12 protein-coding genes are annotated in these 14,723 nt (G+C 33.8%); 10 read left to right on the top strand and 2 right to left on the bottom strand.

Features of this window, described 5'->3' with window-relative positions; genetic code table 11:
* Positions 1–2: 2 nt before the first annotated feature.
* The 6 genes from GR162_RS04965 to GR162_RS04940 all read left to right on the top strand — a co-directional run bounded on the left by GR162_RS04965 (position 3) and on the right by GR162_RS04940 (position 7,222).
* A complete protein-coding gene (locus GR162_RS04965; RefSeq protein WP_160781197.1) occupies positions 3–3,062 on the top strand; it encodes a DNA polymerase III subunit alpha in 3,060 nt (1,019 codons plus the stop codon).
* 140 nt (positions 3,063–3,202) lie between these two features.
* On the top strand, positions 3,203–4,582 hold the full coding sequence (locus tag GR162_RS04960; protein WP_160781196.1) for an exonuclease domain-containing protein: 1,380 nt from the start codon (positions 3,203–3,205) through the stop codon (positions 4,580–4,582).
* A gap of 49 nt (positions 4,583–4,631) precedes the next feature.
* The gene (gene xth / locus GR162_RS04955; RefSeq protein WP_160781195.1) at positions 4,632–5,405 is read left to right on the top strand and encodes an exodeoxyribonuclease III; all 774 of its coding nucleotides are present in this window, start codon (positions 4,632–4,634) and stop codon (positions 5,403–5,405) included.
* A 7-nt stretch (positions 5,406–5,412) separates the two neighbouring features.
* Positions 5,413–6,039 (top strand): alpha-ketoglutarate-dependent dioxygenase AlkB, encoded by a 627-nt coding sequence (locus GR162_RS04950; protein ID WP_160781194.1) that lies wholly within the window; start codon positions 5,413–5,415, stop codon positions 6,037–6,039.
* Positions 6,040–6,200: 161 nt separating this feature from the next.
* Positions 6,201–6,662: a DUF1810 domain-containing protein gene (locus tag GR162_RS04945; protein WP_160781193.1), complete on the top strand. Its 462-nt coding sequence runs from the start codon at positions 6,201–6,203 to the stop codon at positions 6,660–6,662.
* A gap of 158 nt (positions 6,663–6,820) precedes the next feature.
* On the top strand, positions 6,821–7,222 hold the full coding sequence (locus GR162_RS04940; protein ID WP_160781192.1) for an MFS transporter: 402 nt from the start codon (positions 6,821–6,823) through the stop codon (positions 7,220–7,222).
* Between the two features lie 70 nt (positions 7,223–7,292).
* Here GR162_RS04940 and GR162_RS04935 read toward each other — a convergent pair whose 3' ends face one another.
* Complete coding sequence (locus GR162_RS04935; RefSeq protein WP_160781191.1) at positions 7,293–8,702, bottom strand: APC family permease; 1,410 nt, start codon at positions 8,700–8,702, stop codon at positions 7,293–7,295.
* Positions 8,703–8,931: 229 nt separating this feature from the next.
* On the opposite strand from GR162_RS04935, the gene GR162_RS04930 reads away from it, so the two are divergent.
* The 3 genes from GR162_RS04930 to GR162_RS04920 all read left to right on the top strand — a co-directional run bounded on the left by GR162_RS04930 (position 8,932) and on the right by GR162_RS04920 (position 11,896).
* Positions 8,932–9,690 carry a methyltransferase domain-containing protein gene (locus GR162_RS04930; RefSeq protein ID WP_160781190.1) on the top strand — a complete coding sequence of 253 codons (759 nt, stop codon included), beginning with the start codon at positions 8,932–8,934 and terminating at the stop codon, positions 9,688–9,690.
* Positions 9,691–10,092: 402 nt separating this feature from the next.
* On the top strand, positions 10,093–11,517 hold the full coding sequence (locus tag GR162_RS04925; protein ID WP_160781189.1) for a HAMP domain-containing sensor histidine kinase: 1,425 nt from the start codon (positions 10,093–10,095) through the stop codon (positions 11,515–11,517).
* The gene (locus tag GR162_RS04920; protein ID WP_160781188.1) at positions 11,507–11,896 is read left to right on the top strand and encodes a response regulator; all 390 of its coding nucleotides are present in this window, start codon (positions 11,507–11,509) and stop codon (positions 11,894–11,896) included. The genes GR162_RS04925 and GR162_RS04920 overlap by 11 nt, the downstream gene beginning before the upstream one ends.
* Here the strand turns inward: GR162_RS04920 and GR162_RS04915 are convergent.
* Positions 11,893–13,056 carry a peptidoglycan endopeptidase gene (locus GR162_RS04915; RefSeq protein ID WP_160781187.1) on the bottom strand — a complete coding sequence of 388 codons (1,164 nt, stop codon included), beginning with the start codon at positions 13,054–13,056 and terminating at the stop codon, positions 11,893–11,895. The two genes, GR162_RS04920 and GR162_RS04915, sit on opposite strands and share 4 nt — an antisense overlap.
* Before the next feature lie 238 nt (positions 13,057–13,294).
* Here GR162_RS04915 and GR162_RS04910 point away from each other — a divergent pair, with 238 nt between their 5' ends.
* Positions 13,295–14,671 carry a carboxypeptidase-like regulatory domain-containing protein gene (locus GR162_RS04910; RefSeq protein WP_237421285.1) on the top strand — a complete coding sequence of 459 codons (1,377 nt, stop codon included), beginning with the start codon at positions 13,295–13,297 and terminating at the stop codon, positions 14,669–14,671.
* Positions 14,672–14,723: the final 52 nt, after the last annotated feature.

Below are 14,723 nucleotides of genomic sequence, written 5' to 3'. Positions count from 1 at the left end.
TCATGTATCTGAATTGCCATTCTTATCATTCATTGCGTTACGGCACGATTCCGCTTAAGGAATTGATTGACGAAGCTGTTTCGTGCGGTATAAAAGCAATGGCATTAACAGATATTAACACTGTTACCGGAATTTACGATTTTATAAAAGCTTGTCAGGAAAAAGAAATTAAACCTTTGGTGGGAATGGAATTTCGATGCAATCATGAATTCCGATATATTGGTCTGGCTAAAAATGCAGAAGGCTTGGCAGAAATGAACCGTTTTTTAACGAATCATAATTTCAGCGGAGAAACTCTGCCTTTTCGAGCTCCGAAGTTTGACTCGTCTTTTGTGATTTATACTTTAGAAAATGCTCCCGAAACACTGTTTGAAAATGAATTTATTGGAGTCCGTCCCGAAGAAGTTTCAAGTCTGCTGACATCAAAACATAAAAATAAAATCTCCAAAATGGTGATTTTGCAGCCTGTAACTTTTAGAACTAAAAAAGAATACAATCTGCATAAAGTGCTTCGGGCTATTGACACGAATATTATTTTATCGAAACTTACAGAAGCTGATTACTGTAAAGCTTCTGATCTGATGAAGCCCGTAGAATCTCTTCTGCCTTTTTATGAAAAATATCCTGAAATCATCTCGAATACGCAACGCATCATTGACGATTGTGATTTTCAATATGATTTTGCAGCTAAAAAGAATAAAAAATTCTACACCGAAAACCGTCAAAAAGATTTAGAAAAACTGACCGAATTAGCTTGGGAAGGATTTGAAAAACGTTACGGGAACGAAAATATTGAAGCAAAAGCTCGCGTAGAAAAAGAATTAAAAGTAATTGACGAATTAGAATTCAGCGGTTATTTTCTAATTACTTGGGATATAATTCAGTACAGTAATAGTCAAGGTTTTATGCATATTGGACGTGGAAGCGGTGCCAACAGTATTATAGCCTATTGTCTCGGAATTACAGATATCTGTCCTATCGAATTGGATTTATATTTTGAACGTTTTCTAAACCTAAACCGTAAAACTCCGCCCGATTTTGATATTGATTGGAGCTGGCAGGAACGTAATGTAATTTTAGAGTATATATTCAAAAAATATGGTAAAGAACATGTTGCTTTTTGCGGCACTAATGTCGAATTCAAATACCGTTCTATTTTTAGAGAAGTCGGAAAAGTTTTTGGCCTTCCGAAAGAAGAATTAGATCTTCTGGCAAAAAATCCAGAAGAACTTCATCCAACCAATAAAATAGTAAGACTGGTTCAGGAATATGGACAAATGATGGGTAAATACCCTAATCAGCGAAGCATGCATGCGTGTGGAATTTTGATTTCCGAAGAACCAATTACGAATTATACGCCTCTGGAAATGCCTCCAAAAGGTTTTCCAATCGTACTTTTTGATATGCATATTGCCGAAGAAATCGGTTTTGATAAATTCGATATTCTAAGTCAACGTGGTATCGGACATATTGATGACAGTGTAAAACTGATTGAAAAAAACCGAGGTATAAAGGTTAATATTCGCGATACTTCCCTTTCTAAAGACGAAGCCGTTTGCAATTCTTATTTAGCAAAAGGAGATACAATTGGCTGTTTTTATATCGAAAGTCCTGCTATGCGTGGTTTACTGCGTCGTTTAAATTGTGACAATTATAAAATTCTCGTCGCAGCATCGTCTATCATTCGTCCCGGCGTTGCACAATCGGGAATGATGAAAGAATATATTTTTCGTCATAATAACCCAACGCAATTTGAGTATTTTCATGAGGTCTTCAAAGAGCATCTTGGCGAAACGTATGGGATAATGGTATATCAGGAAGATGTGATTAAAATTGCTCAGCATTACGGCGGACTTCCCGCTCCAGATGGAGATATTCTGCGCCGCGCCATGTCTGGAAAAGGAAGATCTCTTGAAGCCTTACAGAAAGTAAAAGATAATTTCTTTGCCAGTTGTGCTCAAAAAGGTCATCCATTACCATTAAGTCAGGAAATTTATCGTCAGATTGAATCTTTTGCGGGTTATTCTTTCTGTAAAGCACACTCGGCTTCTTATGCTGTTGAGAGTTATCAAAGTTTGTATTTGAAAGTGAATTTCCCTGTTGAATTTATGACAGCCGTAATCAACAATCAAGGCGGATTTTATAGAACCGAAGTTTATGTGCACGAAGCGAGAATGTCTGGCGGAACAATTCATAATCCGTGTGTCAATAAAAGCGAATATCAGACTACTTTGTACGGCACTGATATTTACCTTGGTTTTATGCACATTCAAAGTCTGGAATCCAAAATTGCACATTTAATTGAATCGGAAAGAGGAAAAAATGGCGAATATCTTTCTTTAGAAGATTTCATCAATCGAATTCCAATAGGCATTGAAGGTGTTAAAGTTCTGATCTTCATTGGTGCTTTCCGTTTTACAGGAAAAACAAAAAATCAGCTTTTGATAAGCGCAAGTTTGCTTTTAAACAATTTTAAACCCGAAAATAGAAATCTAAAACTTTTACAGGAGCCTGTCAAAGAATACAAACTTCCAACATTGGAACGCTCTGTTTTTGAAGATGCTTTTGATGAAATTGAACTTTTGAGTTTCCCAGTTTCATGCACTGTTTTTGATCTTTTACAAACCAAACACCGCGGAGATATTATGGCAAAAGATTTAGTGAAATATCATAAAAAACAGGTTAGAATGCTCGCTTATCTTATTTCCAGAAAACACGTTCCAACCAAAAAAGGAACCATGTATTTCGGAACTTGGATCGATCACGAAGGCACTTATTTTGATACAGCCCATTTTCCTGATAGTTTAGAAAAATATCCTTTTCAAGGCGGAGGCTGTTATCTTTTGTTAGGAAATGTTGAGGTTGATTACCACTTCCCTACCATTACGATTATCAAAATGGCAAAAATGCCTTTTATTCCAGATCCGCGTTACATGGACGCTAAAGATCAATATAAAACACAAAATCAGATTAAAGAAGATGTCAGCATGACGCATCGAGCGCCTTATCCGTCAGAACACGAAATCAATATGCCGAGACATCGAATGAAGTTTAATTCTTAGTGATGAAAATTGCTCGCAAAGACGCGAAGACGCAAAGTTTTTCTTTTTAAGTTTTTTTTTAAATAAAAACTTTGCGTCTCTGCGACTTTGCAAGATTAAAAACTAAACAACAGAAATAGAACATTTTACGTTATATACAAATGAAGAATCAGGAATATGCTATAGTCGATATTGAAACCACAGGCGGAAATGCCAGTGGCAGCCGCATTACAGAAATTGCGATCATTATTCATGATGGTAAAAATGTATTGGATCGTTACGAAACCCTTGTAAATCCTGAACAGGACATTCCTCCTTCTATTTTTGGATTGACAGGTATTAATAACGAAATGGTTGCCAATGCACCAATCTTTGATGATATTTCAGAAAAAGTTCTCGAAATGCTTACTGATCGGATTTTTGTAGCGCACAATGTTAATTTCGACTATTCATTTGTTCATCATCAACTGGAACAAGCTGGTTTTAAATGGTCTGCAAAAAAACTATGCACTGTTCGCGCAGCCAGAAAAATCAAACCAGGATTGGGTTCTTACAGTTTAGGAAATCTTTGCAATTCTTTAAATATCAATTTAGAAAACCGACACCGTGCTGGCGGAGATGCTGATGCTACTGCCTTATTGTTTTCTCTTTTATTGGAATGGGATGATGCTGGAGAAATCGAGAAAATGATTAAGAAAACAGCACAAGATCAGCGTTTGCCTCCAAATTTACCCCAAGAAGATTTTAATAGTTTGCCTGATAAACCTGGAGTATATTATTTTTATAATCAGGCGAAAAAAGTAATTTATGTTGGAAAGGCGGTTAATCTGAAAAAACGTGTTACTTCACATTTTACAGGAAATAATATCAAACCTCAAAGACAGCATTTTTTACGAGATATTCATGGAATTTCTTTTGAAGTCTGTGCCACTGAACTCATGGCGCTTCTTTTGGAATGTACCGAAATCAAAAAACTTTGGCCAACTTATAATAGAGCTTTAAAACGTTTTGAAGCCAAATTTGGCATTTACCAATATGAAGCTCGAAATGGTTATAAATATCTGGCAATAGGAAAACTGAGTAAATTTCAAACTTGTATTCATGAATTTAATAATCAGCATACTGGAATTCATTTATTGAGAAGTTTGGCAGAACAATTTCAAATTGACCATCGTTTTTGCAAATATTCTAGACCAGAAGAAGGCGAGTTTTTTTATACGCCAGAAATAAAAGAACTGCCAGATCCTGTACTTCACAACGAGCAAGTGGATAATGCAATTGAATTTTTATTGAATAACAGACCGAGTTTTGCCATTATCGACAAAGGAAGATCTTCAGATGAACGAAGCTGTATCTGGATCGAAAATGGCCGTTTCTACGGAATGGGATATATTTCAAAAGATGTGGCAATCAACGATTCTGACGAAGTAAAAAGTTACGTGACGCCTTACAAAAGCAATCAATATATTGACCAGTTAATTTTTGCTTACGCTGAAAAATACCCTCGTAAAGTGTTCTTTAACAAACACTTTACAAAATAAAATTCCGAAAAGCTGTAAATTTAAGATTATAACTAATTGAAAATCTACTATGAAAATAGCCACTTATAACGTAAACGGAGTCAATGGGAGATTAAATGTTTTATTACGCTGGCTTGAAGAAGCCACTCCAGATATTGTATGTTTACAGGAATTAAAAGCACCGCAAGATAAATTTCCGCTTAAAGCAATAAATGATGCTGGTTACAATGCCGTCTGGCACGGACAAAAACAATGGAACGGCGTTGCTATTCTTGCCCGAAATATGGAAATTGAAGAAATAACACGCGCATTGCCAGGCGATGAAGAAGATGTCCAGAGCCGTTACATCGAAGCTTTAATTAACGGAATTGTCATGTGCCTTTATCTTCCAAATGGAAATCCGTATCCAGGACCAAAATTTGAATACAAATTGAAATGGTTTAATCGTCTAGCGCATCGTGCCGAAACTTTATTGAACTTGAAAGTGCCTGTAATATTGATTGGCGATTATAACGTAATGCCAACAGAACTGGACGTTTACAAACCTGAAAAATGGGTAAATGATGCGCTCTTTAGAATTGAAGTACGAGAAGCTTTTGCAACTATTGTTTCGCAAGGATGGACAGATGCCATACGCAAATTATATCCAGATGAGAAAATTTATACGTTTTGGGATTATTTCAGAAATGCGTATCAGCGCGATGCGGGTTTGCGAATTGATCACTTTTTATTAAGTCCGCAAATAGCAAAAAAATTGAATGCTGGCGGCGTTGACCGTCATGTGCGAGGCTGGGAAAAAACCAGCGATCACGCTCCTGTGTGGATTGAAATTGATAAAATATAATTGGAAAATGACACTATTTAGCGATACCGAATTGTTTACCACAGGTTTGGGAGGAAAAAAAATATTTGACATTCCAGATTCTGAATTAATTTTAATTGATAATTTCTTCACCAAAGAAGAGTCTGACGTTTTTTATGAAAGAATACTTCGCAAGACCAAATGGAGAGAACATCAAATGGAAATTTACGATAAGACCTATACCGTTCCTAGAATGATTGCCTGGTACGAAGACAAAGATAATGTTGGAGCAGACCCAAAAGGCCCAGATTGGACTTATGAATTATTAAAGATTAGAGGCCGTGTTGAAAAAGAAACACAGCTAGATTTTAATACTGTTTTGCTCAATTTATATCGTGATGGAAATGATGGAGTAGGTTGGCATAGCGACAAGGAACATAATACGGGGCCAAATCCCATTATTGCTTCGGTTACTTTTGGAGAGACGCGAATGTTTAAACTCCGTCATAAATATAGAAAAGAAATTCCAACAATTGAGATTCCATTGCATCACGGTTCTTTTTTATTAATGGCAGGAACCACTAATAGCTATTGGCAGCATCAAGTTCCAAAAACAGCTCGTGATGTTTTGCCAAGGATCAATCTTACCTTTAGAAGAACCAATCGAAATCTTTGATTTTTATAGAATTGAATTCTTAAAAAGTAGCATTTTTTAGCCAAAACGAAGTAGGATATTCCTTCTTTAAAAAGTTAAAACATGCAGTGTATGAACGTTTTATTAGGCAAAACCTATCTTTTTTACTATTTTTGCAACCTTTTTTAAAATACAATACCGTAATGGCTTATTCGAACAATGATTTAGCGCGTTTCTTAGACGCACAGAACAAACTTTATCTTACCGCTCTTTCTGAAATCAGCAAAGGGAAAAAAGAAACACACTGGATGTGGTTCATTTTTCCGCAAATAAAAGGTTTAGGAAAAAGCGATACTGCAAATCTTTATGCCATTAATGATTTAAAAGAAGCTTCAGATTATTTGGAGCATCCAATTTTAGGAAAGCATTTAATTGAAATCTCAGAATTATTATTAACCTTTAAAATGAAATCGGCTGATGGAATTTTTGGAGACTTAGATGCTCGAAAATTGCGTTCTTGCATGACTTTGTTTTCTTTGGTAGAAAATGCAAATCCGATCTTTGAGGAAATTCTGGAGGCTTTCTTTTCTGGAGAAAAAGATCCGCTTACTTTGTCTATTATTAATTCAACTATAAAATCTGTTGATGAACCTGTTACATTATAACAAGCGTTTGCAACGATTATTTACATTTAAAAGACACTAATTTTAGTGTCTTTTTTTGTTTGCAACTATATCATTTACTAAAATCAAGATCTTAATTTGTTTATTTAAAAATAATTAGCGTTAACTTGCATAAATCAACCTCAAATCTAAACCAAATTATGAATGAAAAAATCAAAACTTTACAAATCATCCATCTTGGCATTTGTGCAGGAACAATTATCGCGTATTTCATTGTAGGAGATATTTCATTAGAAACACTAAACATTCCTGCTATTGATTCGAATTCAATATTATATCTTGTTATTCCTGTTCTTGCCTTTGTTTTGAGCAGTATATTATTTAAAGCCCAATTAAAACAGATTGACCCGAAACTAAAACTTGAAGACAAATTGCCTGTTTACCAAGCTGCTTCTATTATGCGATGGGCAGTTCTAGAAGGCGCTGCCTTTTTGATACTATTCATAAAACCCGAATTTATCCTATTCGGAATACTTCTCACTGCTTATCTTCTTTATCTGAGACCTACCGAGGAAAGAATTACCAATGATTTATCTAATTAGACTTAAAATAAAAAAGCATCTTGAGAAATCAAGATGCTTTTTTATTTTGTTTCAATTGAAGCAAAAATTATTATTCAGCTGGTTTTGTTAAATAATACACTGGAATTCCAGTTAGCATAATTAATACTCCCCAGCCACAAGTTGAAAATTTTGTAATTAATAACGAAATACAAATCGCCGATGCAACCACAATATATAACATTGGCAAAAATGGATATCCAAATGCTTTATATGGTCTTTCTGCATCTGGCATTTTTTTTCTTAGAATAAAAATTCCGTAGATGGTCAGGATGTAAAAAATCAATACAATGATAATTACAAAATCCAATAAATCGCCATATTTCCCTGTCAGACACAAAGCTGAAGCCCAGATACATTGCGCCCAAAGCGCCCAAGCAGGAACGCTCGAACTATTTAAAACAGCTGCTTTTTTGAAAAATAAACCGTCTTTTGCCATAGTATAATATACTCTGGCGCCAGCCATAATTAATCCGTTGTTGCAGGCAAAAGTTGAGATCATAATCATAATGGCAATAATCAGCGCTCCGATATTTCCAAAAATATAATCTGAGGCCACAACTGCGACACGGTCAAATTTTGCTGTTGCAATTTCATCAAACGGCACTACAGCCAAATACATAAGGTTTGTTACAACATAAAGAGACGTCACAATAAAGGTTCCTAGAAACAGACTCAAACCTACATTTCGTTTCGGATTTTTAATTTCGCCCGCGATAAAAGTCACGCCGTTCCAGGCATCACTAGAAAATAATGATCCTACCATTGCCGCTGAAATTCCAGAAATCAAAGCAGTGCCGCTAATTGGCAGCCAAGAGCCGCTTTCTTTGTCAAATGTCTTTGTGCTCCATCCGTCTGCCCAGTTTGCATCCCAAATTGAGGCTTTCGCAGCAAGCGTTAATCCAAAAACAACTAAGCCTAATAATGATAAAATTTTAATTATAGTTAAAACCGTTTGCAAAATTTTTCCATTTTTTACTCCACGACTATTAATAAAAGTTAGAATGATAATGGTTAAAATTGAAACTAGTTGAGCTGCATTTAGTTTAAAAGCGCCTAGCTCGTACAGAATATTTTCATCACTTAACGGTTCATACAAATAAGCTGCAAATTTAGAAAAGGCTACCCCTACTGCTGCAATGGTTCCAGTTTGAATAACTGCAAAAAAGCTCCAGCCATACAAAAAGGCAATCAGCTTATTATAAGCTTCTTTTAGGTAAACGTATTGCCCTCCTGCTTTCGGAAACATCGCACTCAATTCGCCGTAACTAACTGCTGCGACAACAGTAATAAATCCAGACAAAAGCCAGATCAATGTAAGCCATCCTGCCGAGCCAACTTGTCTGGCTATATCGGCGCTCACAATAAATATCCCGGATCCGATCATAGAGCCAACCACAAGCATGGTTCCATCTAAGAGTCCGAGTTCTCTTTTAAAATGTTCTTGGTCGTTTTCTTGCATTTTTATTGGTTTAGGTTGGCTAAAGATATACTTTTTTTGGAAATCTTAATCTTCAAATTATAAATTCTATAAATTCTTAAAAATGGCCAAATTTTATCATGATTTACTCTTAATCTTTATGAAAAATCTTTTTGGAGTATCTCTTCGGATCGGCTTTTCACTCTATCTTTCTATTATTTATACAAAGTATTAAAGAAAATTTTCCCTAACTTTAAATAAAAACAACATTATGACTTGGGATCCAAAAAAATACAACGAATTTAAAGAAGAACGTTCTAAACCGTTTGATGATCTTACAAGTCATATAATTGACAAACCTAATCTAAAAGTTATAGATCTTGGCTGCGGAACAGGGGAGCTTACGCAAAAATTATCTCAAAAACTTACTAATCCGTTTGTTATTGGTATTGACAATTCTGCTGAGATGCTGGCAAAAGCTCCATTCCAAGAAAATCTTCAATTTAAAGAAAAAACAATTTTAGAACAGATTGAAGATGAAACCAAATTTGATTTAATTTTTTCAAATGCTGCATTGCAATGGATTGATAATCATAAGGAGGTTTTCCCGAAAATTATTTCCCGAATAAATCCAGATGGACAGCTGGCTGTTCAAATGCCGCAACAGAATGAAAACATCCTTAATAAAATACTTTTTCTGTTGGTGCAAGAAGAGCCTTTTGCATCTTACCTTAACAGTTGGATACGCCCTTCGCCAGTATTAACTTTAGATGAATACGCTAAAATACTCTTTGAAAATGGCGGTAAAGATTTAATCCTTTATGAAAAAGTTTACCCTATAATTTCTAATAAAAAAGATCACTTTTTTGATTTCATTTCAGGTTCTGCATTGACCGTCTATCAAGAAAGATTAGGAGAAGATGAATTTGCAGCATTAACAGCCGAATTCAAAAAAAGAATAGATGCGTATTTTCCTGTTGTGCCTTCTATTTATGCCTTTAGAAGACTGATTATTTATGCGAAATTTTAATCGATTGACTCAACAAAACCAGCAATAAAATCTTAAACAAAAATAAGACCTGTTAATTTTTATTTGACGCGCTTCTTATTTCTTTTTTCTTCTTAAAAATCAATTACACAGTTTTAAAAATGGGTTAAAACACTTACAAAAACAACCAATTACCTAAACAACAAACACTTATACAACAAAAATAGAGATATAAACATTTTACCATTGCAGTATATTTTTTACGAAAACCATAAGATAAATTTTACTATATTTGAGAGAATCATTTTAATAGCATTTATAAACAGCAAAATACATTAACAAGTGTTTAACTAAAATATGAACTGAATTTTCCTCAACAATTATTTATTCATACTTGCAAACACGCAAAAAGACACGTTTTATTAACCTACTAATTTTAAGATTATGTCTAAATTGCAAGCTTTAAAAAATTTTCGTTTCCCAAATGTTTTCATTCTTATTTTAGTGGTTTTCATTTCGTGCGCATTATTAATCTGCATCAATTTTTTCACAATCAAAATCTTATCAGCTAATAGAGCATATGTAAATGGAGAATCGCATTATTCAAAAGGACAAAAAGATGCTTCTAGACATTTAATCACCTATTTATTTACCAAAAACCCCGCACAATGGAAATTGTACCTTGAAGAATTAAAGGTGCCTCAGGGAGATGGTATTGCAAGGGTTACACTCTTGAAAGTTGGAGATAATGAAATCGCAAGAAAAGGTTTTTTAACCGGACGAAATAACGAACATGATTTAGACGATATTGTATGGCTATTTGAAAACTTTAAGAATGTAAGCTTTTTATCTAAAGCCATAAATGAATGGGGACAAGGAGATCAGCTGATTTTTGAATTATTTGGTATTGGCCAGCAGATCAATGCCAAAATCGAACATAATATATTAACTGCTGAGGATCAGAAAAAATATTTAAAAAAAATAAGTTCGATAAGCGATCGATTAACAATTAATGAGCGTAATTTTTCAAACACATTGGGAGAGGGAACTCGAAAAATAAAGGATTTGCTAATTATTACAAATATATTTTTCATTCTGGTTATAGTCTGCAGTGTTTGTCTTTATTATTCTATAATGGTCAAAAGATTATTGGTTTCAAAAAAAGAGACTGAAGTAAAAAATGAAAATCTCGTAATTGTAAATCGCGAATTGGACCGATTTGTCTATAGTGCATCACACGATTTGAGATCTCCGATTACTTCACTAAAAGGCCTTATCGAAATAACAGCACTAGAAGATGATGTGCAACAGGTTCGAAATTATTTGCAAATGATGCATCAAAGCCTTGCAAGGCAAGATCAGTTTATCAGTGACATTATTGATTACTCGAAAAACAAAAGAAAACAAATAATCATGGAGCCTGTAAGCCTAAAAGAGTTATGCAATGAAGCAATTCTGCAATTAATGCATATTGAAAATGCAAACAGAATTAAATTCACGCAAGAGCTTTTGGTGGATCACATTGAGAGCGATGGGCTTCGTTTAAAAATTATCATCAACAATCTGCTTTCTAATGCTATTAAGTATGCAGATTGCAATAAGCCAGAAATGTTTATTACAATAAAAACTTATTTTAGTGAAGGTTTAAATAAAATTGAAGTGACAGATAATGGAATCGGAATTCATGATGATTACAAATCGAAAATTTTTGACATGTATTTTGGAACAAACAAAAATAAAGGTTCCGGATTAGGCTTATACATTGTGAAAGAAGCCGTTGAAAATATTAGAGGCGATATTTCTGTTTTTTCAGAGAATAATGTTGGAAGTAAATTTATAGTAACAATACCAAATTCGTATGCCGTATAGATCTCAATTTATAATTATAGAGGACAATCTGATCGATCAATTTGTCACTAAAAAGCTGCTGAAAAAAGGGCTAGATATCAATCCTGTTTATATTGCAAACAACGGAAAAGAAGGCATGAACTGGATTCTAAAACATCAGAATCAAAACCCATTTATTATTCTCTTAGATATTCAAATGCCTATTATGAATGGTTTTGAATTTCTAGAAGAATTTGACAGGCTTCCAGAAGAGGTAAAAGAAAAAACCGAAATTTTTGTGCTTTCTTCGACTTTAGATAGTGACGAAATCAAAAAAATTAAAGAAAACAAGTACGTAACTGATTTCTGGAATAAACCTTTTAGATTAGAGATTTTAAAAAATGCCTTTCTTTCGGTTTAATTCAAAACACGGTTTACTTGGGAGAAACTTCTTGTATAATATGGCTCTTTTGTAGAAGAAATCATCACACCGCCATGAGTAGATGAATGTACAAATTTAATCTCCCCATCAACATTTTCAACAACCATACCTACATGATTGATATGGCGTCTGCCATTAGTTCTAAAGAAAATTAAATCGCCTTTTTGAGCCTCCTCCGAAGCTACTTTTGTTCCTATTCGAGATTGTTCTATTGAGCTTCTCGGCAGTTTAATATCAAAATTGCCAAAAGTACAAAACATTAATCCTGAGCAGTCAAAACCTGCTTTTGTTGTCCCGCCTGATCTATATCTAATACCTATATTCTCAGTTGCGCTTGCTATAAGCCGATCAATTAATTCAGAATAATTTCCTGTTCTTACAAACGTAGAATCTTTTTTGATTTCTGGCGCTGTTTCTGCTATTTGACTAGATGAAGCATCTGTCTGTACATTCGTTTCTTGTAAAGCTTTTGCAGCCTGAATCGCATCTGCTTTTTCTTTTGGAACACGAATTTTCAACAAATATCCGACAGGCACTTTTCCTTTAATTGACGGATTCTGACGTTCTAGCTCTGCAACTGAAATACCGTATTCTTTAGAAATACCATATTTTGTTTCTTTAGACTTAACTTCTCTTATAAGCTCTACATCTGTTGAAACTACTTCTGAATTAACTGGAGCATCATTTGGCGAATTAATATTTGACGCGACGTTATTTGAAGGAATGTTTATTTGCTGACCTATTTTTAAGCCTTCGATCTCCAGAGATGGATTTGCTTTCTTTAAATCTTCAACAGAAACATTATATTTTTTAGAAATCCCCCAAAGTGTTTCTTTGGCAGCTACTTCATGAGTGCCAGAAGCAGGAATAGAAGGAGTATCATTTGCCGCAACTTCAACATTTTTTGTTTTTGTCTTTGGAGTATTTTTATTCTTGTTTGGAATTAAAAGAATTGAATTTAGTTTTAATATTTTAGGAGCATTCGGATTTGCATCTGCAATATCTTTTACTTTTACGCCATATTTCTTAGCAATAACAGAAAGGTTATCTCCTTGTGAAATTTTGTGCTTAATAAAATTATCCTGCGCAAAGGCTCCAACACTGAAAAAAAACAATACTATTATTAACCGATACACCATACTCTATTATTAAAGTTTTTACACTTTTTTTATATTATACATTAATCTCAACTCCAAAAAGACAAATATATTGCCTAAAAAGCGAATTTAACTTTTTAAAGTAAAAAAACCTGTATTTTTAACAATTATTTTACCTCAAATTAACAGCCTCGGCACAGAAATTGAGCCAACTTTTTGAAATGCAGTCTTTTACATTTGAGGCAATTTTAAAAGTTTTTTTATGCTAAAATCAAAAGAAATGACAGAAACAATACTCTTGTTTTTAGTCTTTATTCCTTTCTTTTCTATTTCGCAGAATATAAATGGCGAAGTAATCTCAAAAAAAGACAGCCTTCCTATTGACAATATTAATGTCTTCGCACTATCAAGCAAAGTGGGAACCACAACAGATCGCAACGGAAAATTCTCTTTAAAGCTGCTTTCCCAATTTAAAGATGATGAAATTTTAGAATTCACTCATATTGGATTTACCACTATAAAAATCAATCTGAAAGACTTAAAAAAATCAAATTTCAGGATTTTTATGACTAATGAAGTAGAAGATTTATCTGAATTGAAGATTACTGCCAATTATCAGCTTAAATTAAAACCAAAGCTAGATTTTAACAAATTAAACCCTTTAAAATATCCAATCTTCTCTTTTGGGTCATTTTTAAATGATGGCAAAATTTATGTCATTGGCGGAAACGGATCGAATGAAGCTGACTCATGGAAGAAAGTTGCTGCAGAAAAACCCGATCCCACTTTAAAAGATTTTCAAAATGAATTAAGAAGAAATTCGACTTTTCTGTTTTATAAAGGAGATTTTTGCACTTATGATATTTCAAATGACAACTGGGAAATTACACCTGTAAAGTTTATTAAAAGAGCACACCACAATATACATTTATATAATAACTCAGTTTACGTTTTAGGTGGGAAAAGAATTTCTGCAAATGGAAAGTTTGAGTATTTACAAGATCAGATCGAAGTGCTAAGCCTTGCCGGCCAAACCATAACAGTTGACAATACAAATCCACATCAAGCTACAGATTTTGCTTCCTTTACTTATAAAGACAATATCATTATAATGGGTGGTTCTGTAAAAATGACTGAAAGCGGTAAAAAAACTTTTACCAACAAAACACACTTATACAACATTACTTCGGGCTATTGGTACGAATTGGACAATATGCCAACAGCAAAAGAAACTACAGGAATTTTAATTGATGACAAAATATATCTTATCGGAGGAAATAACGGCCAACCTCTTTCCAAAATTGAAACCTTTAATTTAATTACTCAAAAATGGGAGACGGAAGGCGAATTATTTTCGGAATTAGAAAGACCTGCAATAGCCTGCCATAATGATGTTGTTTACTTTTTTGAAGACACAAAAATGTACACATATCAATTAAAAACAAGACAACTCAAAGAATACAAAATTGAATTGGGATTAAGGTTTTCTGCCATGTATTTTTACAAAGACAAATTATACATAATTGGAGGCTATACCTATAACGATTATTCTAAAACACCTTCTGCAAACACTTATAGCATTTCAATTGATGAATTCGAAACAACAAAACCAAATCGGATTAAAACTTTGGGATCAAATTCAATTAAAATTAATTAATGAATAATAAAAAAACGCCCTGTAAAAACAGAGCGTTTTTTTGATATAATTG

It is taken from the genome of Flavobacterium sp. HBTb2-11-1, assembly GCF_009826975.1.
Classification (GTDB): Bacteria; Bacteroidota; Bacteroidia; order Flavobacteriales; family Flavobacteriaceae; genus Flavobacterium.
The sequence above is the reverse complement of the archived record's forward strand: the minus strand, read 5'-3'. Positions and strand labels throughout refer to the sequence as shown.